Here is a 23,253-nt window from a genome sequence, read left to right as displayed (position 1 = left end):
AATGGTTACTACTTAGCCCTTGGATATTCAGCCAATACTTGCTTGAGATATTTGCCAGTATAGGATTTTTTGACCTTGGCAACCTGTTCTGGCGTACCTTCGGCAATAATCTCACCACCGCGATCGCCTCCTTCAGGGCCCAAATCAATCACCCAATCAGCACAACGAATCACATCGAGATTATGCTCAATCGTGATGATGCTATTACCTTTATCGACAAGACGCTGCATCACATCCAGCAATTTATGCACATCGTAAAAGCTTAAACCTGTAGTCGGTTCATCGATGAGATAGAGAGTTTTACCTGTAGATCGTCGCGCTAATTCTGTGGCAAGCTTCACCCGTTGGGCTTCGCCACCTGAGAGCGTGGGCGCAGACTGACCGAGACGGACATAACCTAAACCAACATCCACCAGCATTCCTAATTTGGTGTGAGCCGAAGGAATATTTTCAAAGAAATGCATCGCTTCTTCGATGGTCATATCTAGCACATCTGCGATCGTCTTCTCTTTGTACTTAACTTGCAGAGTTTCACGGTTATATCTTGCGCCTTTGCAAACATCACACTGCACATAGACATCTGGAAGAAAATTCATTGAGATAACATTTACACCCTGTCCAGAGCAAGCCTCGCAACGTCCACCCTTGACGTTAAAAGAGAATTGCCCTGCTTTATAACCTCTAGTTTTTGCCGCAGTCGTCAAAGCAAAGGTTTCGCGTATGACATCAAATAAGCCTGTATAAGTAGCAGGATTGGAACGAGGTGTGCGTCCGATGGGAGATTGATCGATGACGATGAATTTGTCTAAAGCTTGGAGTCCCTTAATTTCATCAATGCCTTTAGGTGCTGGTACTTTGCGCGAGAAATGATGATCTAGAGAATTATGGAGCAGGTCATTAATGAGCGTAGATTTGCCTGAACCTGATACACCTGTGACACAAACTAGCTTTCCTAAAGGAAGCGTGACATTGACATGCTTAAGGTTATTGAGATAGGCATTACAAATTTCTAAATACTTACCATTACCTTCGCGGCGTTCTGCGGGTGTGTGAATTAGCTTTTGTTTAGATAGATAAGCACCTGTGAGGGAGTCAGGATGCTGCTCAATATCCTTAACAGTACCCTGCGCGACGATCCTACCGCCATGCACTCCCGCCCCTGGTCCAATGTCTACGAGATAGTCAGCAGCACGAATGGTTTCTTCGTCATGTTCGACCACGATTAAGGTATTCCCAAGATCGCGAAGTTTGGTTAATGTCGCAAGCAGCCGCGAGTTATCGCGTTGATGCAGTCCTATGCTCGGCTCGTCAAGAACATAGAGAACGCCCGTCAAACCAGAACCAATTTGGGTAGCAAGGCGAATACGCTGCGCTTCGCCACCAGAGAGAGACATGGTAGAACGATCAAGAGTGAGGTAATCTAAGCCCACATCCAGCAGAAATTGCAGTCTGGCTTCAATTTCCTGTAAGACCCGATCGCCTATTTGGCGAGTTCGCTCATCAAGGTCGAGATTTTTTAAGCGATCGCGACAAGTCCCTATCGGCACTGACACAAAATCGTTAATGTTATAACCACCAATCCGAACTGCTAGAGATTCTGGTTTCAGCCTTGTTCCTTCGCAAGTCGAGCAAGACTCTTCGATGAGATAGTTTTCTAATTTCTGTCTTTGCGATTCTCCAGCTTCTTTATATTGCTGTTCGAGAATGGCGATCGCACCTTCATAGCGCTTGTAATATCCCTCACTGCGATCGCGATAGAGCGAGTCTGGCTTAATTAAAATCTTCTCAGTTGTGCCATGCAGAATAACATCAATCTGTGACTGGGTAAGCTTTTCCCAAGGTGCAGTAATCTCAAAGCCTGCATATTCACCAACGCTGGATAACAGTGAAATGTAATAGGTATGGGTTTTATCTGCCCAAGGTGCGATCGCGGCATAGACTGGCAAAGATGGATCAGGAACTAGCAACTCAGGACTAAAGGTTTTAATACTTCCCAATCCGTGACAGGTGGGACAAGCGCCATAGGGAGAATTAAAGGAGAACATGCGTGGCGATAGTTCTTCCATGACTGCGCCATGCTCAGGACAGGCAAAGTTTTCTGAGAAAGTTAGCAGATTGCTAACTTTCTCAGATTTAGGGTCTGGGGATGAGGGCAAAATCTCGACCATCGCAATCCCTTCGGCACGTTTCAGACAAGTTGCGAGGGAATCAGTCAAACGTTCTTGAATATCATTTTTGCGAACTAGACGATCAACCACAATTTCAATATCATGCAGTTTGTTTTTATCTAATTCGATATTGTCACTAAGTTCTCGAACTTCTCCATCTACCCGCACCCGCGCAAAGCCTTCACTGGCTAGGGTAGATAGTAATTTCTTGTGAGTTCCCTTTTTGCCACGAATTACGGGTGCTAGCAACTGAAACTTAGTGCGATCGCTAAGCTCCATAATCGCATCCACCATCCGATCAATCGTCTGGGGTGCAATATTGCGATCGCAAATCGGGCAATGTGGCGAACCTGCGCGACCAAATAATAGCCGCAAATAATCATAAATCTCGGTAACCGTACCAACTGTTGAGCGGGGGTTATGGGAAGTTGATTTTTGGTCAATAGAAATCGCGGGACTCAAGCCCTCGATATAGTCCACATCAGGCTTATCTACTTGTCCCAAAAATTGCCTCGCATAGGCACTCAGTGACTCGACATAGCGGCGTTGTCCTTCGGCAAAAATCGTGTCAAAAGCTAGAGATGATTTGCCAGAGCCAGACACACCTGTAAACACGATCAGGCGATCGCGGGGAATTGTCAGGTCAACATTCTTGAGATTGTGCTGTCTAGCACCTCTAACATGGATATGGGTATGGTCTGGCATTCGATCGCGATTTATGCTTTAGCTGGCGTAAAGATTTGTTACTAGTGTATGCGATCGCTGGGAGATTTGTGATTTTGAGACGCTTGCCATTTTGAGAAACGTTTATGAGAAGTGGTTTTCTTAGTTTCCTCGACTTGAAAATAAATGATGCAGAAGTCTTTGGGTTCGGTGGAGATAATCTAGGGTATATTTTTTCAGTTTGTAAAGAGATTTAGTCATGCTAGCTTCGTAGCGAATGGCATTCAGGCTATCCAAGTTCCATCTATTTTTGGATAGTAATTTTTTTCCTCTCTTGAATTCTAAGAACTCAACAATAATACTTTTTTCTTATCCATTCGCGAGCTTGGGGGCTATTTAAACAGGAAGCAATGCGTAGCACGGCTATGCCGCGCTACTCAATTTTAAATGAGTGCTGCCCGAATTATTTAGCATTGTTTAAAAAAGCTCCTGAAGGAGCCTTTTTAAACAATGCTAAACTGCAAGTCACCGCTGTATCGCGCTACTCATGGGAATTATCACCAAACGTTCATCCAAAAAAGTTCGGGCTAACGAAATCCTCATTCGTCTCAAACGGCTTTATCCCGACGCAACCTGTTCGCTTGACTACGAAACACCTGTGCAGTTATTGGTAGCAGTCATACTCTCGGCTCAATGCACCGATGAGCGTGTGAATATGGTCACCCCAAAATTATTTGCACGATATCCCGATGCGATCGCCCTAGCCAACGCCGATCTCGATGAACTCATGGAGTTAGTCCACTCCACAGGCTTTTATCGCAACAAAGCTAAGAACATTAGAAGTGCCTGCGAAATGATTGTGCGTGACTTTGAAGGCACAGTACCTAATACGATGGATAAACTGCTCAAGCTGGCAGGAGTAGCCCGAAAAACCGCTAATGTCGTATTAGCCCATGCCTACGGAATTAATGCAGGCGTGACCGTTGACACCCACGTAAAGCGGCTGACCAAAAGACTAGGACTAACTAAATTTGAAGAACCCCTAAAAGTCGAACGGGATCTGATGGGAATGTTGCCCCAACGGGACTGGGAAAACTGGTCGATCAGGATTATTTATCACGGACGTGCTGTTTGTAACGCCCGTAAACCTGCTTGCGATCGCTGTGAACTTGCTGATTTATGTCCATCATCGTCTGTGGCTACCTGAGGTATTAAGTGCAAAGTGCCGCACCTAATGCCTGCCTTTGCTCCCCTCCCCCTTAAAAAGGAGAGAGAATTAAATTCTTCCCCCTTTTTAAGGGGGATTGAGGGGGATCTCTTAGAGATTTTTTTCGTAGAGGTTGTGAAGTTTTCTAAAGATCCGCACCCTTTATGCAGTGACATCCGCGCTTATTCCCTAAAATGAAGACAAAATTCTCCCTGCAATCTTTAACTTAATAAAGACTTATGACAGATTTTGTAAAACCCTTCAAGAACGATCCCCAACTAGGGAATTTGTCTACACCCATTAGCGATTCCGCGATCGTTAAGGCTTTTATCGGCAACCTTCCCGCTTACCGCGCAGGCTTGTCTCCTAGCCGTCGTGGTCTAGAGATCGGCATGGCACATGGCTACTTCATCTACGGGCCATTTGCATTATTGGGACCTCTGAGAAATACAGAATTGGCTAGCCTTGCTGGTCTATTGGCAACGATCGCATCTGTTGTATTGTTGACAGTTGGCTTGTCCTTATATGGTCAAACTGTAACTAAGTTGCAGTCTAGCTCAGCCTTAGAAGCCCCTGCTGAATTGGGTACTTCTGCTGGTTGGAGCGAATTTTCTAGTAGCTTCTTGCTTGGTGGTGCTGGTGGTGCTGCATTTGCATACTTCCTCAACTACCTAGAGCCGATGCAAAAATTCCTTGGTTTGCTTTGGAATTAAGTTTACTTTTGGCGTTGTTAACTTCAGCTCCAAATCACATTAATTTAAGCTAAATCAGATCCTCAAAATTTATATCTTAATTCAAGGAAACCCACGACCATGACTGGATACTACGCACATTACTACGTCTCTTTCATCTTCGTACCACTTATTGGTGTAATCCTCCCGATCGCCACCATGGGTCTACTTCTCAACTACATCGAGAACTAATTTACAAAGTTGGAAACTAGGCTTTTGTTAGTCTTATTTTCAATACCTTTAACTTGCTCTTCGTATCTTTTATTATTACATTCTCAAACACAGGAAAGGTGATCGCTACAATGTAGCGATCGCCTTTCCTGCTTTTGACAGAGGCTAAGATAAAGCAATTATCTTTAGATTTATTGCTATGTCATTTTTTAAATTTTTAAATATGTCATTTTTGCGCTTGGCGATCGCGATCATCATGCTTGCTTATTTACTGACATCGCCCATCAATGTTCAAGCAGAAACCCTCTCATTTAGCCATGCCCAGTTAAAAAACAGAGACTTTTCAGGAAGAGATCTGGCTGGTTCAGGTTTTGCCAATGCCAACATGGAAGGGGCAAACTTTGAAAATGCTGATGTACGCGGAGCCGTATTTAGCGCTTCAGTTTTGCGAAATGCTAATCTCAAAGGAGCAAACTTTTCCAGTGGCTTACTGGATCAAGCTGATTTCGCTAAGGCTGATCTTAGTGATGCTTTACTGGTCGAAACGATTTTGTTACGCAGTACCTTTGATTTTGTAAATATTGATGGGGCAGATTTCACTGACGCGATCATGGATGGGGGACAACGGAAATGGCTATGCACTAAAGCTAAAGGCACAAACTCACAAACTGGCGTAGATACTAGAGAATCTTTAGAATGTGAATAAAAAAAGCCACCCAATTGGGCGGCTTTTTTGCGAGTGTTTTTAACTTAAATTTAAGCAAGCTTACTAATTACAATAGCGATCCCCACCAAAAAACCACCTGTTAGATAAAAGAACCTAACCACATGTAACTCATGCCAGCCGCTTAGCTCTAGGTGATGGTGAAAAGGAGCCATTTTGAAAAGGCGCTTACCCATGCCAGTTTCATCTTTGGTTGCCTTGTAATAGGAAACCTGTGCAATCACCGAAATTGATTCCCAGATAAAGATTGCACCGACGATTAAAAATGCCCATAGCAAGTTACCAAGAATTGCAGTTGAGGCAAGAGCACCACCTAAAGCTAGCGATCCCGTATCACCCATAAATACGCGTGCAGGATAGCGATTGTGCCAGAGAAACCCTAAATAGCTACCACTGAGGCACATGCAAAAAATGGCGAGTTCTTTGTTCTGAGGAAACAGTAGTAGACCCATGCCAAATAAGGCGATCGCACCTGTACCACCTGCAAGCCCATCCAAACCGTCAGTGAGATTTGTAGCATTGCTACTGCCGAGAAATACAAACAGGGCAAGAGGGAAAAACAGTAAGCCCAGAGGAATCACAAATTTCAGAGGCAAATTAATCGTGGCGATCGCTTGCCAGTTTTGGGTTAGCCCCAGCCATGCACAGAAACAAGCGGCGAAAAATGCTTGAAGGAAAATCTTGGAGCGCGGAGACAAGCCTTTATTGGAGTGACGACGCAAAATTTTCCAATCATCTAACCATCCGATAAAGCCAAAGGAGACAGTCAGCAAACTACAGGCTACTACTTTGTCATTAAAGCCAGACCATACTAGCGCTAATAAAATTCCGACAGGTATAATAAATATCCCCCCCATCGTCGGAGTTCCTTGTTTCTTCAGATGAGCTTGTGGCCCATCTTCACGAATGATTTGCCCAGCCTTAAGCTGACGCAAAGCTGGAACTGCAAAAGTGCCTAAAAATGCAACTCCAGCCCCCCCAAACGTGAATGGCAGCAGCAGACTTGAACTTATATTAGGATTCAAGAAAAGATCGACACCGACAATTAAACTTATTAAACCAATTGCTAAACCAAGTGCTAGGCTACTTCCTGTCGGAAATTTTGCTTTCCTAACTCTCACACCAGTATCAACCATTGCCGCTCCTCACACCCACAGTAACCATCACACTTTTTTTAGATCGAACTTTAGATCAGAAGCTTTTTTACAGCTTTGTAACAGATGATTAAAGATCATCTGAATATACGCTCTTAGATACCAAATAATGACCGCATTTGTCTACAGTGCAAACATTGAATTTTGATAATTCTTGAATCCTTGCACTCAATCTTTGTAGATAGCCCTTTAATTGCCCTTTAACTTAAGTTTATTAAATTGCCGATGACGAGTAAGAATTCTCGACAAATTGCTTTAGAAGCCCTACGTTTGATTCAAAGACGCAATGCTTATGCTGATGTAGCGCTTGACTGCACGCTTTCACGAGCGCGACAAGAAAACATTACCCTTTTAGAAAGCGATCGCCGTCTGATCACGGAGTTAGTGTATGGATGTACGCGCCGCCAAAAAACCCTGCAAGCAGTTTTGCAAAACTTTTCACAAAAACCAACTGCAAAATTACCACCAGACTTATTAATAATCTTACAGATTGGTGTGTACCAACTATGTTTTCTCGATCGCATTAAGCCATCAGCGATCGTTCATACCACTGTGGAATTAGTCAAAGAAAACAATTTAAAGGGTTTATCTGGCTTTACCAATGGGATCATGCGATCCATACTCAGAGCCAAGGATAAGGAAGATATTCTTGCCAAAATTACTGATCCAGCCAGCTTTTATAGTTTTCCTGAATGGTTGATCGAGCTATGGCAAAAAGAATTTGGGCAAGAGGCGATCGCAAGCATTTGCAATTGGTTTAATCAAACGCCTCATCTCGATTTACGGGTAAATCTTTTACATGCAACGCGGGATCAAGTTCTAGCCGCTTTTGCAGAAGCCGAGATCAAAGCTGAGCCAATTCCCCATTTACCCGAAGGAATCCGCGTTGCCCAAGGTGCAGGCGATGTCAGTCAATTACCGAAATTTAAAGAGGGTTGGTGGTCGGTTCAAGATGCTAGCGCTCAGTTAGTTACTTATCTATTAGATGCCCAGCCCAATGAGATCATTATTGATGCATGTGCTGCCCCGGGAGGCAAGACTACGCATATTAGCGATCGCTTAAAAAATACTGGCAAAGTATACGCCCTAGATCGTCTAGCCAGTCGCCTCAAAAAAGTCGATCAAAACACAGCACGACTAGGGATCACTAATGTGCAAACCCTTGAGATTGATGCAAGGGAATTTGCAGAATTGCCTTCTGGAAAATGCGATCGCGTTTTGCTAGATGTGCCTTGCTCTGGACTAGGTACGCTACATCGTCATGCCGATGCCCGTTGGAGACAAACTCCTGAAGAACCTTATAAATTAGCCAAAACTCAAGCCGAAATACTTGAACGTGCTACGCAATGGGTAAAACCTGAAGGCGTAATTGTTTACAGCACCTGCACCATGCATCCTGCCGAAAACGAAGAAGTAATTACGCAGTTTTTAGCAAATCATCCCGATTGGCAAATTGTGCCGCCAAGTGCTGACAATCCTGCGGCTCATTTTGTTTGCGATCGGGGCTGGGTGAAAATATTACCTCATGAACACGATATGGATGGTTTCTTTATGGCAAAGCTTCAAAGACTATAACCAGAAAAAACGAGAGAGGTGCGTTGCACCTCTCTCGTTTTTTGGGTTATAGCTATAAATAAAAATATTTGCAAACACTTTCGAGATACAGCTTAAGTGCGCTATAATTGCAAACCTATGCCTATAGGTTTTACTAAATATAAACAACATATTAACAATATAAATAGGCGTAGGATGTAAACCGCAAAAAGCTCTAATGGCTCATGCTCTTACATTTCTGGGAGGAAACCAGATAAATTCAAAACAGGAACAAGGAAAAATTTAGTTATGATCAATCGGGCAAAAACTGCTACTACGACCAATGTCGGCTTCACACATGAAGATTTCGCGAAGCTTTTAGATAAATACGACTATCACTTCAGTCCTGGCGACATCGTTGCAGGAACAGTATTTAGCATCGAGCCGAGAGGCGCACTTATTGACATTGGTGCAAAAACAGCAGCCTACATCCCGATTCAGGAAATGTCGATCAACCGCGTTGATCAGCCTGAAGAAGTTTTACAAAACAATGAAACCCGTGAATTTTTCATCCTAGCTGATGAAAACGAAGAAGGGCAACTAACCCTTTCGATTCGTCGGATCGAGTACATGAGAGCATGGGAGCGCGTGCGTCAGTTGCAAGCAGAAGACGCAACCGTGCGATCGCTTATTTTTGCTACCAACCGTGGTGGCGCTCTGGTCAGAATCGAAGGACTACGCGGATTTATCCCTGGTTCACACATCAGCACCCGCAAGCCTAAGGAAGAATTGGTTGGCGAAGAATTGCCACTCAAATTCTTGGAAGTGGATGAAGACCGCAACCGTCTCGTCCTCAGTCATCGCCGCGCCCTTGTTGAACGCAAGATGAACAAGCTCGAAGTTGGCGAAGTCGTAATTGGTGTAGTACGCGGTATCAAGCCTTACGGTGCATTCATTGACATCGGTGGTGTCAGCGGCTTGTTGCACATCTCCGAAATCTCCCACGAGCATATCGAAACTCCTCACAATGTCTTCAACGTCAATGACGAAGTGAAGGTCATGATTATTGATCTTGATGCAGAGCGTGGACGCATTTCACTCTCTACTAAGCAACTTGAAGCCGAACCAGGTGATATGGTCAAAGACCCTCAACTGGTTTACGCTAAGGCAGAAGAGATGGCTGCTAAGTATCGTGAACAACTCAATGCGGCTCCTGCGGTAATGGAAATTCCTGTAGCAGCAGTTGAAGAAGAAGAGTATGAAGTTCCCGATGCTATGGAAGAAGCTGAAATCCCTGAAGAAGTCGCAGCTGAACCCGAAGTAGTAGAAGAAGTTACTGCTGAAGCGTAGTTAATCTTAAAGAAGAGTTAATATTTTTCTAAAAACAAGGTGAGATTATCTCACCTTGTTTTTTTTGATTGGTAATTACAGCCGTTTGCGTCCAAGCCTAAAACCTGAGATGTCCGCATAGCGGACATCTCAGGTTTTAGGCTTTTATATTTAGCAGAAACTGCGGCAACTATAATAATCCCTAAAACCAATGTTTCTTATAGTCGCTATTCTGATTTTTTTCTTGGCAGGATCGTGGCTAGGCTGGGGCTTAGCTAAAAAAGGCGTAACCGCTGACAATGCCTTAAAACACAATCAACGTCAGGTCTATTTGATTGGCTGCATTACTTTGGGAGCAGTTACGCTGATTAGCATTTTGCTGGCATATGGACGCAATAGCCCTTGGATTCCTTCTTTTCTGTTGCTTTATGTTGGCGCATATTTCTGGTACACCATTTTACTCATCTGCTTTTTTTGCACAGGATTACTGCTCCTATTAGAGCTAACAGGATGGAAAGATCGTCAAAGATTACAACAACTTACTGTTTTTCTGTCTGTTAGCTTTTTATCTATTTGCTTTTTGCTTTACCAAAGTTTGCCAATTACTGATTTAGTGGAATCACCTCGTGTTTTGGATGGAGTTGTGTTTCAGACAACCCCTTACAGTTGTGCTGCTGCCACGATCGCTACTCTTGTTCGCAAGGTAAATCCAAATCTCAATATAACCGAAAGAGATGTAGTCAAGATCGCAGGAACTAGTCGGCTAGGAACAACCACTCTTGCCGAAATTCAAGCAATGGAAGAACTTGGTTTAAAGCCCCAGTATGAGCGAAATCTCACGATTAAAGATTTAGCTAATCGCAGACAAATGGCAGTTTTACATGTCATGGAACCAGTTGCAGGTCAAAGAATCCAACATGCGATCGCTCTATTTGAAATCGATTTCTCAAAAGGCAACTTAACTGTTGCCAATCCTCTGTATGGAAAACAGATTAAAACATTCGAGGGAATGAAAGACTATTGGCTCGGAGAAGCAATATTTGTGACGGTGGCTTCAAAAAAAGTTTAAAAAAACAAAAAAATCGCCTGCTACGCGGGCGATTTTTTTTGGGGTTGAGTTGCCTAAATCAGCGATCGCTATACTTCATAATCGCTAAAAAATTATGGATATCTATTCGCAAACCTTGGCGCAGGACTTCGGAAGAGATATTGCAATTCTTTTTGTCGTTCAGCAACTGTTTCTGGGCCATATCCCCACAAGCTCTTGTAATAAAAGAACGAAACACCTAAGCCTCTACTTTGGGCATTTATAGCTTGGGAATAAACCCTTGACATTGGCACATTACTATTGCGAAGTCCAGAGAGAATTGCGATCGCTGTGGAAATCTTATTTTGTACTTCTGCAATCTCAGGACGGCTAATTTGAGAAAGATAATCATCTAAGTCATTGCGATATACCTGTACCAGCAATTCATCAACAAAGCCTTGGCGTACCCAGACTAGCCAGTCTTGCAACTGCTGTTTATACGCAAACTCATAATAATTAGGAGACACCGAGAACATTACATTGGGCTTTCTTTGTTTTACAGCTTTACTTAGTCTTGACATAAAAGCTGTGATTTTATTAGCTCGCCAGCGCACCCAATCAGGATCATTCACATCAGCTGGAGCATCTTCTTTCATCTCTTGGCGATAAAGATTGAGGGTGTAGCGATCGTAGCCAAAGGTCTTAGGAAGACTAGTATGGTCGTCAAATTGAATTCCGTCTAAATCATAATTAGAAACTGCTTCCAATACTAATTCTGTCAGGAATTTCTGAACTTCAGGGTGAAAAGGATTGAGCCATGCAACTTCACCAGCAGCCGTGATCGAAGTTTTATCGCCATTGCGTTGTTGGGTGAGCCAATCGGGATGTGCGATCGCTAGCTCAGACATTTCTGGAGCCATAAATCCAAACTCAAACCAAGGCATTACTAATAAATTATTTTTATGTCCCTGTGCGATGATGTCCGCAACAATATCATGACCTTCAGAACCACGATAGACAAAAGGCTGCGCTCCTGCTTCTTGGGCGACAGTACTGGGATACATGGCATAGCCTGAGTTCCAGACAACTGGATAGATAGTGTTGAAATTGAGTTGCTTGAGTTGTTGCAGAGCCTCACTCAGCTGTTTGCGATCGCTAAACATTGCAAAGTCATTACTCGTCAACCATACCCCACGAATCTCTTGACGCTTGTCTATGGGTTGGTTGATTGGTGCACTAGGGGAGATAACAGGTTGCTTTAATGGTGGGACTAGGAGTTTTACTGGTGGTTTTACTTGCGGTTTTATTTGAGCGATCGCCTGATCATTTACTAGAAATGCAGGAGCAAAGCTATGTAAAAGTAGCGTGGTGGCAAAAGTTACGACAAAAAGAAATGACAAAAAACGTTTGCGAGATCGCAACATTTGCCTAAATATATGTCTAAGATTATGACTAAATTTATGTTTCCGCCAATCTTGAGGCATAAAACTTGGTAGTTGCATGAGTCGCATAAGTATAGATTATTAGACTAAGTAAAAATACTGATCGCAATTCTCATTGTAAATCTAGTTTTGGCGATGCTGGTCTTGGGCAAGAATCGGTAAACTTAGATTTAGTTTCTATCCTGAGAATTAAGGGAGCTATCAAAAGCTAATTTGAGTTTGTTACAGATCTTGCTAGAAAGACAAGCGTGTTTTTGCCGAATCAAATTAATATAACGTTTTGTAAGCTAAAAAAAATTAGAGGTTTGCATTATCGTAGGTGCTGCAAACCAGATTAACGTATGAGGAGTGCGCTGTAATGCTCAAGCAAAACCATCGGGCATGGGTGGAAGTCGATCTCTCAGCAATTAAGCATAATGTGCATCAATTAAAATCCTTGCTGACTTCGCCAACTGAGTTAATGGCGATTGTAAAGGCTGATGCCTATGGTCATGGGGCGATTGATGTTAGTCAAACTGCGATCGAGGCAGGAGCGACTTGGTTAGGCGTTGCCACAATTCCTGAAGGTATTCAGTTGCGTCGAGCAGGAATTACAGCGCCAATTGTGGTTTTAGGTGCGACTAATGGCGTTGATGAGATTAAGGCGATCGCAGAGTATCGATTGCAACCGACGATTTGTAATCCCAAGCAAGCTCTGATCTATCACGAAGTGCTCTCTCAAACTGGCGAGCAGGTTCCTGTCCATCTCAAAATTGATACGGGCATGTCACGGCTAGGGGTAAATTGGCAGGAGGCGATCGCCTTTGCTCAACTGGTTCAGCATTTACCTAATTTAGAAATAATGAGCGTTTATTCGCACTTTGCTACTGCCGATGACAGCGATCGCACTTTCATGCAGCTACAATCCCAAAGATTTGGGCAGGTAATCGCAGCGCTTAAGGATGAAGGTATCTATCCGCCTCATATTCACATTTGCAATACAGCCGCGATGTTATGCGATCGCCAAATCCATTACGACATTGTGCGAACTGGTTTAGGTCTGTACGGACTTTATCCCGCACCCCATCTCAAAAATATTGTTGATCTACGTCCTGCTCTCACTGTCAAGGCAAGAATTACTCAAGTCAAAGAAATTAAGGCAGGGACAAGCGTTAGTTACGGGAGATCGTTCATCGCCGCACAGGACATAAAAATGGCAACTGTAGCGATCGGCTATGCTGACGGCATTCCTCGCGGTTTGTCTAATCGGATTCGTGTAGCAGTAAACGGTCAAAAAGTTGCTCAGATTGGTACAATCACGATGGATCAATGTGCGATCGATGTGACTCATGTCCCCAATGTAAATGTTGGCGATGTAGTGACATTTTTAGGTGGCGAATCTGAAAATACTGCTGACGACTGGGCAAATTTATTAAGCACGATTTCATGGGAAATTCTCTGCGGGTTTAAGAATCGATTGCCAAGGATTAATGTTGTCCATGCGATCGGTCTTACGACTTTACCGAAAACTATCTAGAGTTGCATCATTAAGTTCATCCTGTTCCAAAGAATCATGGATGTGTCAAGAAATTAAAATACAAATTACCGCAACGTGATTTCAAATACTTTACTGACACAGGTAAGATATTAGCAATAATACTGATTTGGGGCGCATATCCTGTCTATGACTGACAAAGAACAAATGAGCCTATTTGATTTGACTCCATCGGAGGTTCCTTTGGTAGAGCTTCCCCATGCAGATGTCTCTGAGGCGGCTCCGACTGCGAAAAAGACTGCGCGTTCTTCAAAAAACAATACTCCTACACCTGCGGTAGCCGTTCCAGTACATGAACAATTTGCTAGCCTAGACAAATTGCGAGAGGCAGCTTGCAATTGTCAGAAATGCCCGCTTGCCCCAACGCGGACTAATGTTGTCGTCGAGAGAGGCGATCGCAATGCCAAAATCCTGATCATCGGCGAAGCCCCTGGTGAACAAGAAGACCTATCAGGATTGCCATTTGTTGGAAAATCTGGACAGCTTTTAGACAAAATCTTAGAATCAGTAGGATTTGACACAAATAAAGACATCTATGTTTGCAATACCGTCAAATGTCGCCCACCCAATAATCGTGTCCCCACCGAAATAGAAACCACAACCTGCAAACCCTATTTGCTTGAGCAAATTCGTCTCGTTGATCCGAAAATCATTTTGTTGACGGGTGCAACATCACTGAAGTCAATATTGGGCGAAAAGTTAGGCATTACTAAAGTTCGTGGCAAATGGTATGAGTGGGAAGGGCGTTTAGTGATGCCAATATTCCATCCTTCGTATTTATTGCGAAATCAAAGTCGCGAACAGGGCAGTCCGAAGTGGCTAACATGGCAAGATGTTAAAGCTATCAAAGCTAAGTATCTAGAAATTATCGGTACTGATAGCGTAGTTGATGATGACGAGGAATTTTAGTGAGTAACACAAGAAAAGATTTTGAAGAAATGGTCGATGTGGCATTGTGGGAATGGTTATCTCCCCATGCAGCAAGAGCAAGAGTAATTTTGGTTGGGGCAAAGCTCGATCTTGTTGATGTGGGAATTGCTCTGACTGAGGATAATAAGCATTTAGTACAGTCATGGATAGAAGATGGTTGGTTGCGTCATCCAACGGCTGAAGAGCTTAGCGCTTGGAATGATAACAAAGAGAAAGAATTTACGAGTCTTGTAGTCCCGCCATTTGTTCTTGCAAGAATTGACTCATAATTGACAATTTCTAAAAGTTAGTCCTACTTGTGGAAATTAAGAAACAAACTCAAAATATAGCTATTGTTACTCTAAAGACCCAAAAGGGTGTTGCGGCGCAAAGCGCCGCAACACCCTTTTGGGTCTTTGTTTTTTTAATTGTCTTAGGACAAATCAAAACCCAAGAATTGATTGGCGGCGCGGAGCGCCGCCAATCAATTCTTGGGTTTTATGTCCTAACTAATACCAAAACACAAAGTGGCTACGCCACTTTGTGTTTTTAAAACCCTTATAGGGTTTGCTTTTTAATTCACAGAAGTGTTGTCACACTTTTGTGAATTGGTATAACTCAATCATTGCTATGCAAGTAGCTATAGCTTTTGTCTTGATTCAAACAAGAACAGTTTCAAACCTAAAAAGCAGAAGATTCACGTTGTGAATCTTCTGCTTTTTAGGTTTGGGGATAAGAAAAAAACTAAAGCAAGCCAGTATTTGCGCCTTGCTTGCCCGTAGCTAGTTCAACTTTTATAATCTTGCCGCCCATTTTCATAATGCGTTGCTGTTCAGCGAACCAGTTGTCATAGGACACTAGCTTCGTGAAATAGGTATTTTGCAACTCTCGTTGTGTACGAATGCGAGTTTGACTAGGTACACAAGCAGTGATTTTAAAAGTCCGCATAGCGGCGATCTCCTTCAGAGCCAGTTATTTAAAGATTAATTAGAAGTTAATTTCAAAGAAATATTTCTAGACTGATATAAGCGTTGGCGGCAAGATAGGAAGCTCAAGCTACCTACCTCCGCCGCCTTGTAAATATTAATTATTAAAAAATCAATAAGTAACAATTAACGCCATATCAAGCAATTAGCTCAAGCCAGAGCTGATGTAATCAAGGTATACACCCAATTCCTTACCAGCTTCAGAACCAACGATGCTAGCGGCAACTTCTTTGATTGCTTGGATAGCTTGAATGGTAGAAACTACAGGTACTCCAAGAGAATTGTAGGTTTCTTTCAAACCATTGAGGACACGCTCGTCAAGGATCGAAGCATCACCAGCAAGCATTGCATAGGTTGCATAACGAAGGTAGTAGTCGAGGTCGCGGATACATGCGGCATAACGACGGGTGGTGTACATGTTGCCGCCGGGACGGGTAACATCTGAGTACAACAAGGACTTAGCAACTGCTTCCTTAACGATGGTTGCAGAGTTAGCGGAGATCGCTGCGGAAGCACGAACGCGAAGTTCGCCAGTTGCGAAATATGCTTTTAGCTTTTCGAGAGAAGCGGCATCAAGGTATTTACCTTGAACGTCAGAAGAATTGATGACGGAAGTAATTGCGTCTTGCATTTTTGTATATCTTTTAGGTTTGCAATTAGTTTTTTGAATTACGGATTCAGAATTCTGAATAGCTTAAATTCTGTTTTTAAAGAAAATTAATCCGAGAACAATCTGAAAACAATCGAAGAGAGTTCCAAGACAGACTTACTGCATTGCACCGATGACGTAGTCAAAGTAGTAACCAGCTTCGGCTGCATCTTCACCAGACAACAAGGAAGCTGCTGCATTCTTGAGACCACGTACACCTTCGACAACACCAGGAATAGGAGTGCCTAAAGAGTTGTACATTTCCTTAACGCCAACTAGACCGATTTCTTCGATAGGAGTGACATCACCAGATACAACTCCGTAGGTTACTAGGCGGAGGTAGTAGTCTAGATCACGAAGACAAGTTGCGGTCATTTGCTCACCATATGCATTTCCACCAGGAGAAACAACATCAGGACGCTTTTGGAAAAGTTGATCGCCAGCTTGCTTAACGATGCGCTCGCGGGATTCTGTCAAAGTTTGGGCAATGCGAAGACGACGCTCACCAGAGCTTACAAAGCCCTTAATACGATCTAGTTCGCCAGGGCTGAGGTAACGTGCTTCAGCATCTGCATTCACGATAGACTTCGTGACTACGCTCATTTAATTTTTTCTCCAATCAAAAATGTGAATAAAAACGATTGATGTGATGCCATACCATGCAGGAATTCCTTTGCTTTAGCTATGTCCTAGGGACAATCGCAAAAACGTTATAGGCAGATCCGACATGGAAGGTTTCTTTGTCAAAGCAATGATTACCAAAACATTTTGAAGCATTGCGTTGTCTACAAGCTTTTCTTCATCACACTTCTTAACAATTATTATGTTAACACCAGACTTGAAAAGTGAGATCAATTAGGCTGAAAGCAAAGCTGCACCTAGAGTTGAAACCCCTCCGATGATCATCAGACCTGCTGGCATAAATTTTTTGGTTTTGATCAAGCGCACGATAAAAACGATCACTAGCAAGGCCGCGATCGCCATCCCAGCGATTTTGCCCCACTCTTGATTTTGGGCAGCGGCGGTTCCTGCAATAAGTAATCCCACACCGCTAATGCTGCCTGAGATGATGGATGCTTTGCTTTGGCTTTTGGTAAAGCCGATGATGCCGCCAATAATCGCAATGACTCCATAGACAAGCAAGGCAATAGTACTTGGGGAGAAATTCATATTTGTATGTCGAGTTTTAAAAACTAGGAGAATAAAAAATACTATTGACCATGCTAGCGAACAGTATTTCTAGGCAAGCGCTAACTCCAAAGTTTGGTTACACAAGTTTACAAATGGTAATGAGGTCACGCTGTGCGTGACCTCTTCCCAGATCAAAATAAAGGCGGCGCGGAGCGCCGCCTTTATTTTGATCTGGGATTTAAAGCACTGGAGTACAAAATTTAGAGCAGAAATAAATTGGTCATTACGGATGCAATGCGATTGAGATAGGGGGCAGGATCAAGGGCGACCCAGCCATCACCCGACGAAACCATGATCTCAAAATGCAGATGTGGCCCCGTAGAACGTCCTGTGGAGCCAACAATACCCAGTTGTTGACCTTGAGCTACATTCTGCCCCTGATGGACATAAATTGCCTCAAGGTGAGCATAACGAGTACCCGTGGAGCCATGATCTAGTTCGACAAGGTTGCCGTAACCATCGCCCCAACCTGCAAATTCGACACGTCCTGCCTTGGCAGCAAGTACGGGGGTACCGAAAGATGCGCCGAGGTCGATGCCGCTATGAAATGACCAGATTGTTGTGACAGGATTCATGCGCCAGCCATAGTTGGAGGTGACGGGGACTGCATAGGGCAGAGGATATCCGCCAGTTTGAAAGATGACATCAGGATTGCCTGAGCCTCTAGAAGCGATCGCAGAATTGAAAGGAACAGCCTCAGGCTGCCAGATTGCCCCTGGCACAAATACGACCTTAGGCTTGCGTTGACAGCCATTACGCTCGAAAAGAACATCGGCGCGAATCTTAAATTTTTTGGCAACGGTGGTGTAGTTTTCTTCGTTTTGAAAGCGATAGGTTAAACCATCTAGGGGCGGAATCGATAAGGTTTGCCCCACCTTGACTTCACCGTTACGGACTTCGGGATTAAACCCCATCAGGGTTGCAGTTTTCAGTTCATACTGCTTGGCGATCGCTTCTAAAGTTTCTCCCTGTTTGACCTTGTGCTGAGCAAGATCATCGAGGGTTGGCTTACCGCAAAGTTCTTCCGCCTCTTTTGAGTTGGCTTGATCAATCGGGGTTGTTGGGGTTGAAGTAGTCGCTAGTATTACTGAGGGAAATAAACTAGAGATCGCACTAGAGATTAAAACTAGTAGCAGGGATATTTTCCAAGACGGCTTCATGGAGTGTTACTTGAGATACGTGTGGGAGATATGAGGGAGAATAAGAGGCTAAATTTGTGATTTGATATTTGTGATTTGACAAAGAAAGTAACAAAATATGAAGAATTAAAACAAGAATCTTCACAAAACAAATGCTTAAGTATTTTCGCAGCGATCGTCACTTTATCAACACCACCGATCTGGTGAAATTAGATAGAGTTCAAGTTCTTTAAACTCAACCCCGACCCAATAAATTTTTTAGAAGTGTTGCAAAGCAACACTTCTAAAAAATTTATTGGGTCTTTTGCTCGAAAATTGCTGTGAATTGCTTGCTAATTTTTTTATTGGCAATCTGAATTAGATCAAGTTTATCTTTTCCAAAACAAATCAAAAAACACTTCCAAAAATCATGACAAATTCACTAGCTTCTGTTAGTAAAGAGCAACTACAAATCTTCTTAGATATTGCTACTGAGGCAGCTTGTGCTGGTGGCGCAGTCCTGAAATCCTATATGGGAAATCTGAAGGAAAAAGAAGTTGAAGAAAAGCGTCCAGGAGATTTAGTGACGATCGCAGATAAAGAATCAGAAGCGATGGTTCTCTCAATCTTGCAACGACACTTTCCTGATCATGGAATTTTGGCAGAAGAATCGGGTGTATTGGGGAATACCGAAAGTCGATATTTATGGGCGATCGATCCTCTTGATGGCACAACTAATTATGCTCATCAATATCCGTTTTCATCAGTTTCGATCGCTTTATTGATAGATGGAATCCCCTCAGTTGGAGCAATTTACGATCCATTCCGCGATGAGATATTTCGGGCGGCGACAGGTTTAGGAGCAACTCGTAATCGTCTGCCGATCCATGTTTCTAAAACTACAGAACTCAGCCGCAGTTTACTCGTGACTGGCTTTGCCTATGATCGCACGCTCGTTGAGGATAATAATTACGCTGAGTTTTGCCATTTCACGCATATCACTCAAGGCGTGCGACGTGGAGGTTCTGCGGCGATGGATTTAGCCTATGTTGCCTGTGGAAGATTGGATGGCTATTGGGAGCGTGGTTTATCACTGTGGGACTTGGCGGCGGGCGTGGTAGTTGTGCGTGAAGCTGGTGGTATTGTTACGGCTTACGATGGTAGCGAACATATTCCCAAGTCTGGAAGGTTGCTAGCAACCAATGGTCATTTGCACGAACAAATGATTGCAGAATTAGCACTAATCAAGCCTTTACCATTTAAGTTTCCCTTTGGGCGTTAGTTCCACTCTAAAACCCAGAATAAAAAAGCTGGTGCTTTGCACCAGCTTTTTTATTCTGGGTTTGGCAAACGTTCCATCAAGTAGCAAAGACAATCTTGACGAACGATATCAGTATTGAAACTGAGCATTGATGGCATCACAGGAGCTTTTAAAATAATTTTGCCATTTTGAATTTGAAAATAGCGATCGCCTTGTTCTTCTCCTTCTTCACTTAAAGCTGATAAATAAGCTCTCTCAGTTTTTGCTGCTCCAAAGTTTGCCCCAATTGGTAGTTCACAGAAATTCAAACAATCCATCTCAGATGGGAAAGTAATGTCATCATTAGACTCACCAGTAAAGCTGAAATTAATTTCTTCTGGCACTTTCACGATCGCAACTGTGTGAAACAAATTAATATCGGCGATCGCGGAATCAGGTAAATCATCAAAACTATCGAGATTAAGACAGGTTTCTACATATTCCAGCGCATGAGCCGTTCCATCAGGTTTATCAGGCTGTCCACATTCCAAAACGATCGCAGGGCAAAACTTACCAAAGGCATAGGATTGCACAGTTTTAGGGCTGGTGTAGTACACCACTGTTTTCTCGAATAGCCGAGCTAAATGTCGAGAATGTTTATCTAAGTGGGTAATACAGCCATAGTGAGGATTTTTGCCCGTATTGTTGTGAATATCGATGCTGGCAAATGTACCGCGCGATCGCATTTCAGTAATTACTTTTTGTGCCATGATTTGCTCTGGCAAAGGCTCTGAGGAGTCTCCGACTTGCCAAATGCGATTGTAGTCAGGCTGATGGGCTAAATGCCTTTGGCGATATTTAGCACCTTCGATATTGCCGATAAACAAAGAAAGCGATCGCGGCAGCTTTTTGTTTTGATATTTACGAAGCAATTCCCGCATCGCTAACCAACTAGTTGTTTCATTGCCATGTAACAAAATCGAAACAAATAACGCTGGCTGGCGATCACCTTCGAGGTGGATCAGTGTGGGGTGCTTTAGTAATTGCCAAAGTTGAGTAGATTCAAGATCTAGTAAGCCATCGGGTATGCGATCAAAAATATCAAGCATAGAAAATATATTTCAGATAGAGACGGCGCTAAGCGCCGTCTCTATTAAAACAAAAGGCACGCTATGCGTGCCTTTTGTTTGTAAAAACAATTTAAGCGCACCAATTGGTACGCCTAAATCTAAATGCAGGATAAAGAATAATTGCACTTAACGAAAAATAAACAAGAATCTCGCCAACTAAAATTAGTAGGTAAGACCCATGCTGCGGCTGGTTTCAGCACCAAGATAGACACGGACGCTTAGGAAGTCAGTGGGGCAAGCAGTTTCGCAACGTTTGCAACCAATGCAGTCCTCGGTACGGGGAGAAGAAGCGATTTGGGCCGCTTTACATCCATCCCAAGGAACCATTTCCAAAACATCACAAGGACAGGCACGCACGCATTGTGTGCAGCCGATACAGGTGTCATAAATTTTGACTGCATGCGACATATTGCTATTGCTCCAATCAATATATGTACCTAGTTTAGGCACGGGATGTTTAAACCCAAGTTTATCGTAGTGGTTTACATTCGATGCTTAGATTGTGAGATAACTTAAAACAAATTAATATTTGAGGCTGTAATCCAGTTTTTATCTTGAATTTTATATAGATTTCGTCGTTCAAAATCTAGGAAAGTGGGGCAGAACCTAGCGTCGTTCAACTTTATCTGGGGTTTATATCGTACTCAAGAGTGATGGGAGCTATATTTTCAAATATCTGAAGCGATCGCTTAAAAAACTATGCAAGACTTAATTATTCGTTAGTGTTGCGAGCACATAGCACCCGCAACACTAACGAATAATTAAATAATAAATATTAATAAAATCCTTACCTATGAAACGCATTACCCTGCTTGGCTCCACTGGTTCGATTGGCACACAAACACTAGATATCGTTGCTGAGTATCCTGAAAAATTTCAGGTGGTGGGGATGACAGCGGGGGGAAACATCGAACTGCTCGCAAAACAAATCCGCCAGTTTCAGCCCGAAATTGTAGCGATCGCTAGTGAAAGTAAAATCTCTGAACTTAAAGATGCGATCGCCGATCTTGCTGTGAAGCCAATCCTGCTAGCAGGAGCCGAGGGTGTGGAAACAGTTGCAGCCTATGGGGACTCAGAGGCAGTGGTAACGGGAATAGTTGGTTGTGCTGGACTATTACCAACGATCGCAGCGATTAAAGCAGGTAAAAATATTGCATTGGCGAATAAGGAGACTTTAATCGCAGGCGGTGAGGTAGTTGTTCCATTAATGAAAAAGCATGGCGTGAAGTTATTGCCTGCGGATTCTGAACACTCAGCGATTTTCCAATGTTTGCAAGGCGTTCCCGAAGGCGGGCTTAGACGCATTATTCTGACAGCGTCAGGCGGCGCATTTCGCGATCGCCCTACAGAGGAACTCGCATCGGTAACTGTTGCCGATGCATTGAAGCATCCTAACTGGGCGATGGGCAAAAAGATCACGATTGACTCAGCAACCCTCATGAATAAGGGATTGGAAGTAATCGAAGCCCATTATCTCTTTGGGGTTGATTATGACCAAATCGAGATTGTGATTCATCCTCAAAGTATTATTCATTCGCTGATCGAATTAGAAGACACCTCAGTACTTGCTCAACTTGGCATTCCCGATATGCGTTTGCCCTTGCTTTATTCCCTCTCTTATCCCGATCGCATTCCTACTCAATGGGAACGCCTCGATCTAGTGAAATGCGGTACACTCACATTCCGTGCCCCCGATCATCAGAAATACCCATGTATGGAGCTAGCTTATGCCGCTGGTCGTGCAGGTGGAACCATGCCTGCGGTATTGAATGCCGCTAATGAGCAAGTAGTAGAACTATTTTTGCAAGAGCGAATTCGTTATGTCCAAATTGCCGATTTGATTAAATATGTATGCGATCGACACAATTGTGTTTCTAAGCCTGATCTTGAAGATATTCTTGAAGCTGACAAATGGGCTAGAAATGCAGTGATCGAACAAGTTCTACTTAAAGTTTAGATAAGCTTTTCACTATCACACAGCAAATAAAGCCTATTTAGTAGCTTCTTTATGATTAAAGACTAAATTCTGCTGCATTTTTGACATAAATAGCGAGGTCATTGGGAAAAAGTTCGTTTGTATATATGTCGTAAATCTTTTTGATCGGTATGAGAACCAATATGTCGTAGCGATCGCATTTGATTTTCGACCATGAGCTTAGCATCTGCTCGCGGAACAGGCTCAAACGAAACACCATTAGGAATGAAAAATAAATAACTTATGCATTTCAGTTATTTTGAGGAATGGCTCTATAATTCCATTTAGGAAGATATTCATCAAAAATGATAGGTAGATTTTCCTTGAAACCATCAGCGACTTCTCTACCTTTGGCATAGACCTTATCCATAA

Annotated in this window: 23 protein-coding genes; 12 read left to right on the top strand and 11 right to left on the bottom strand. The window is 43.1% G+C overall.

Annotated elements, in window-relative coordinates:
• Nucleotides 1-8 precede the first annotated feature (8 nt).
• Nucleotides 9-2,873: an excinuclease ABC subunit UvrA gene (uvrA, locus tag CQ839_RS05095; protein ID WP_103667203.1), complete on the bottom strand. Its 2,865-nt coding sequence runs from the start codon at nt 2,871-2,873 to the stop codon at nt 9-11.
• 505 nt (nt 2,874-3,378) lie between these two features.
• On the opposite strand from uvrA, the gene nth reads away from it, so the two are divergent.
• The 4 genes from nth (at nt 3,379) to CQ839_RS05075 (ending at nt 5,646) form a co-directional block, all read left to right on the top strand.
• A complete protein-coding gene (gene nth / locus CQ839_RS05090) occupies nt 3,379-4,038 on the top strand; it encodes an endonuclease III (RefSeq protein ID WP_103667202.1) in 660 nt (219 codons plus the stop codon).
• A gap of 239 nt (nt 4,039-4,277) precedes the next feature.
• On the top strand, nt 4,278-4,751 hold the full coding sequence (locus CQ839_RS05085; protein ID WP_103667201.1) for a photosystem I reaction center subunit XI: 474 nt from the start codon (nt 4,278-4,280) through the stop codon (nt 4,749-4,751).
• 99 nt (nt 4,752-4,850) lie between these two features.
• Nucleotides 4,851-4,961 carry a photosystem I reaction center subunit VIII gene (locus tag CQ839_RS05080; RefSeq protein WP_071590184.1) on the top strand — a complete coding sequence of 37 codons (111 nt, stop codon included), beginning with the start codon at nt 4,851-4,853 and terminating at the stop codon, nt 4,959-4,961.
• A gap of 202 nt (nt 4,962-5,163) precedes the next feature.
• Nucleotides 5,164-5,646, top strand: a complete 483-nt coding sequence (locus CQ839_RS05075) for a pentapeptide repeat-containing protein (protein WP_103667390.1) — start codon at nt 5,164-5,166, stop codon at nt 5,644-5,646.
• A 50-nt stretch (nt 5,647-5,696) separates the two neighbouring features.
• Here the strand turns inward: CQ839_RS05075 and mraY are convergent, their stop codons facing one another.
• The gene (gene mraY, locus CQ839_RS05070) at nt 5,697-6,800 is read right to left on the bottom strand and encodes a phospho-N-acetylmuramoyl-pentapeptide-transferase (protein ID WP_103667200.1); all 1,104 of its coding nucleotides are present in this window, start codon (nt 6,798-6,800) and stop codon (nt 5,697-5,699) included.
• Between the two features lie 243 nt (nt 6,801-7,043).
• Here mraY and CQ839_RS05065 point away from each other — a divergent pair, with 243 nt between their 5' ends.
• The 3 genes from CQ839_RS05065 (at nt 7,044) to CQ839_RS05055 (ending at nt 10,749) form a co-directional block, all read left to right on the top strand.
• Nucleotides 7,044-8,393, top strand: coding sequence for a 16S rRNA (cytosine(967)-C(5))-methyltransferase (locus tag CQ839_RS05065; protein WP_103667199.1), 1,350 nt, complete (start codon nt 7,044-7,046; stop codon nt 8,391-8,393).
• Nucleotides 8,394-8,660: 267 nt separating this feature from the next.
• Nucleotides 8,661-9,701: a 30S ribosomal protein S1 gene (locus CQ839_RS05060; protein ID WP_103667198.1), complete on the top strand. Its 1,041-nt coding sequence runs from the start codon at nt 8,661-8,663 to the stop codon at nt 9,699-9,701.
• A 223-nt stretch (nt 9,702-9,924) separates the two neighbouring features.
• Nucleotides 9,925-10,749 (top strand): cysteine peptidase family C39 domain-containing protein, encoded by an 825-nt coding sequence (locus CQ839_RS05055; RefSeq protein WP_181016109.1) that lies wholly within the window; start codon nt 9,925-9,927, stop codon nt 10,747-10,749.
• Between the two features lie 92 nt (nt 10,750-10,841).
• Here the strand turns inward: CQ839_RS05055 and CQ839_RS05050 are convergent, their stop codons facing one another.
• A complete protein-coding gene (locus tag CQ839_RS05050; protein ID WP_103667196.1) occupies nt 10,842-12,218 on the bottom strand; it encodes a glycoside hydrolase family 10 protein in 1,377 nt (458 codons plus the stop codon).
• A 289-nt stretch (nt 12,219-12,507) separates the two neighbouring features.
• Here CQ839_RS05050 and alr point away from each other — a divergent pair, with 289 nt between their 5' ends.
• The 3 genes from alr to CQ839_RS05035 all read left to right on the top strand — a co-directional run bounded on the left by alr (nt 12,508) and on the right by CQ839_RS05035 (nt 14,882).
• Complete coding sequence (alr, locus tag CQ839_RS05045) at nt 12,508-13,665, top strand: alanine racemase (protein WP_103667195.1); 1,158 nt, start codon at nt 12,508-12,510, stop codon at nt 13,663-13,665.
• 147 nt (nt 13,666-13,812) lie between these two features.
• Nucleotides 13,813-14,592 carry a uracil-DNA glycosylase family protein gene (locus tag CQ839_RS05040; RefSeq protein ID WP_103667194.1) on the top strand — a complete coding sequence of 260 codons (780 nt, stop codon included), beginning with the start codon at nt 13,813-13,815 and terminating at the stop codon, nt 14,590-14,592.
• Entirely contained in the window at nt 14,592-14,882 is a 291-nt protein-coding gene (locus CQ839_RS05035; RefSeq protein WP_103667193.1) for a DUF2288 domain-containing protein, read from the top strand. Before CQ839_RS05040 ends, CQ839_RS05035 begins: the two co-directional genes overlap by 1 nt.
• A gap of 454 nt (nt 14,883-15,336) precedes the next feature.
• On the opposite strand, the gene CQ839_RS05025 is transcribed toward CQ839_RS05035, so the two are convergent.
• The 5 genes from CQ839_RS05025 to CQ839_RS05005 form a co-directional block, all read right to left on the bottom strand.
• Entirely contained in the window at nt 15,337-15,540 is a 204-nt protein-coding gene (locus CQ839_RS05025; RefSeq protein ID WP_103667191.1) for a phycobilisome linker polypeptide, read from the bottom strand.
• A 183-nt stretch (nt 15,541-15,723) separates the two neighbouring features.
• Nucleotides 15,724-16,209 (bottom strand): allophycocyanin subunit beta, encoded by a 486-nt coding sequence (gene apcB / locus CQ839_RS05020; RefSeq protein WP_103667190.1) that lies wholly within the window; start codon nt 16,207-16,209, stop codon nt 15,724-15,726.
• A gap of 135 nt (nt 16,210-16,344) precedes the next feature.
• A complete protein-coding gene (apcA, locus tag CQ839_RS05015; RefSeq protein WP_094536173.1) occupies nt 16,345-16,830 on the bottom strand; it encodes an allophycocyanin subunit alpha in 486 nt (161 codons plus the stop codon).
• Between the two features lie 252 nt (nt 16,831-17,082).
• A complete protein-coding gene (locus CQ839_RS05010; RefSeq protein ID WP_103667189.1) occupies nt 17,083-17,397 on the bottom strand; it encodes a TMEM14 family protein in 315 nt (104 codons plus the stop codon).
• A 221-nt stretch (nt 17,398-17,618) separates the two neighbouring features.
• Nucleotides 17,619-18,578: a peptidoglycan DD-metalloendopeptidase family protein gene (locus CQ839_RS05005; protein ID WP_103667188.1), complete on the bottom strand. Its 960-nt coding sequence runs from the start codon at nt 18,576-18,578 to the stop codon at nt 17,619-17,621.
• 388 nt (nt 18,579-18,966) lie between these two features.
• Here CQ839_RS05005 and CQ839_RS05000 point away from each other — a divergent pair, with 388 nt between their 5' ends.
• Nucleotides 18,967-19,818, top strand: a complete 852-nt coding sequence (locus CQ839_RS05000; RefSeq protein ID WP_103667187.1) for an inositol monophosphatase family protein — start codon at nt 18,967-18,969, stop codon at nt 19,816-19,818.
• A 50-nt stretch (nt 19,819-19,868) separates the two neighbouring features.
• Here the strand turns inward: CQ839_RS05000 and CQ839_RS04995 are convergent, their stop codons facing one another.
• Both CQ839_RS04995 and psaC read right to left on the bottom strand, forming a co-directional pair.
• On the bottom strand, nt 19,869-20,885 hold the full coding sequence (locus CQ839_RS04995) for a M14 family metallopeptidase (protein WP_103667186.1): 1,017 nt from the start codon (nt 20,883-20,885) through the stop codon (nt 19,869-19,871).
• A gap of 183 nt (nt 20,886-21,068) precedes the next feature.
• Entirely contained in the window at nt 21,069-21,314 is a 246-nt protein-coding gene (gene psaC / locus CQ839_RS04990; RefSeq protein ID WP_009628656.1) for a photosystem I iron-sulfur center protein PsaC, read from the bottom strand.
• Between the two features lie 385 nt (nt 21,315-21,699).
• Between psaC and CQ839_RS04985 the strand changes: the two genes are divergently transcribed.
• Entirely contained in the window at nt 21,700-22,863 is a 1,164-nt protein-coding gene (locus CQ839_RS04985) for a 1-deoxy-D-xylulose-5-phosphate reductoisomerase (protein ID WP_103667185.1), read from the top strand.
• 98 nt (nt 22,864-22,961) lie between these two features.
• Here the strand turns inward: CQ839_RS04985 and CQ839_RS04980 are convergent, their stop codons facing one another.
• A complete protein-coding gene (locus CQ839_RS04980) occupies nt 22,962-23,108 on the bottom strand; it encodes a PII-interacting protein PipX family protein (RefSeq protein WP_258040642.1) in 147 nt (48 codons plus the stop codon).
• Nucleotides 23,109-23,253: the final 145 nt, after the last annotated feature.

Source organism: Pseudanabaena sp. BC1403 (assembly GCF_002914585.1).
Taxonomy (GTDB): Bacteria; Cyanobacteriota; Cyanobacteriia; order Pseudanabaenales; family Pseudanabaenaceae; genus Pseudanabaena.
This window is presented reverse-complemented; position numbering and strand designations above follow the sequence as displayed.

Coding starts and splice junctions, on each gene's coding strand:
- uvrA (WP_103667203.1), bottom strand. CDS start 2,873: ATGCCAGACCATACCCATATCCATGTTAGAGGTGCTAGACAGCACAAT.
- nth (WP_103667202.1), top strand. CDS start 3,379: ATGGGAATTATCACCAAACGTTCATCCAAAAAAGTTCGGGCTAACGAA.
- CQ839_RS05085 (WP_103667201.1), top strand. CDS start 4,278: ATGACAGATTTTGTAAAACCCTTCAAGAACGATCCCCAACTAGGGAAT.
- CQ839_RS05080 (WP_071590184.1), top strand. CDS start 4,851: ATGACTGGATACTACGCACATTACTACGTCTCTTTCATCTTCGTACCA.
- CQ839_RS05075 (WP_103667390.1), top strand. CDS start 5,164: ATGTCATTTTTGCGCTTGGCGATCGCGATCATCATGCTTGCTTATTTA.
- mraY (WP_103667200.1), bottom strand. CDS start 6,800: ATGGTTGATACTGGTGTGAGAGTTAGGAAAGCAAAATTTCCGACAGGA.
- CQ839_RS05065 (WP_103667199.1), top strand. CDS start 7,044: ATGACGAGTAAGAATTCTCGACAAATTGCTTTAGAAGCCCTACGTTTG.
- CQ839_RS05060 (WP_103667198.1), top strand. CDS start 8,661: ATGATCAATCGGGCAAAAACTGCTACTACGACCAATGTCGGCTTCACA.
- CQ839_RS05050 (WP_103667196.1), bottom strand. CDS start 12,218: ATGCGACTCATGCAACTACCAAGTTTTATGCCTCAAGATTGGCGGAAA.
- alr (WP_103667195.1), top strand. CDS start 12,508: ATGCTCAAGCAAAACCATCGGGCATGGGTGGAAGTCGATCTCTCAGCA.
- CQ839_RS05040 (WP_103667194.1), top strand. CDS start 13,813: ATGACTGACAAAGAACAAATGAGCCTATTTGATTTGACTCCATCGGAG.
- CQ839_RS05025 (WP_103667191.1), bottom strand. CDS start 15,540: ATGCGGACTTTTAAAATCACTGCTTGTGTACCTAGTCAAACTCGCATT.
- apcB (WP_103667190.1), bottom strand. CDS start 16,209: ATGCAAGACGCAATTACTTCCGTCATCAATTCTTCTGACGTTCAAGGT.
- apcA (WP_094536173.1), bottom strand. CDS start 16,830: ATGAGCGTAGTCACGAAGTCTATCGTGAATGCAGATGCTGAAGCACGT.
- CQ839_RS05010 (WP_103667189.1), bottom strand. CDS start 17,397: ATGAATTTCTCCCCAAGTACTATTGCCTTGCTTGTCTATGGAGTCATT.
- CQ839_RS05005 (WP_103667188.1), bottom strand. CDS start 18,578: ATGAAGCCGTCTTGGAAAATATCCCTGCTACTAGTTTTAATCTCTAGT.
- CQ839_RS05000 (WP_103667187.1), top strand. CDS start 18,967: ATGACAAATTCACTAGCTTCTGTTAGTAAAGAGCAACTACAAATCTTC.
- CQ839_RS04995 (WP_103667186.1), bottom strand. CDS start 20,885: ATGCTTGATATTTTTGATCGCATACCCGATGGCTTACTAGATCTTGAA.
- psaC (WP_009628656.1), bottom strand. CDS start 21,314: ATGTCGCATGCAGTCAAAATTTATGACACCTGTATCGGCTGCACACAA.
- CQ839_RS04985 (WP_103667185.1), top strand. CDS start 21,700: ATGAAACGCATTACCCTGCTTGGCTCCACTGGTTCGATTGGCACACAA.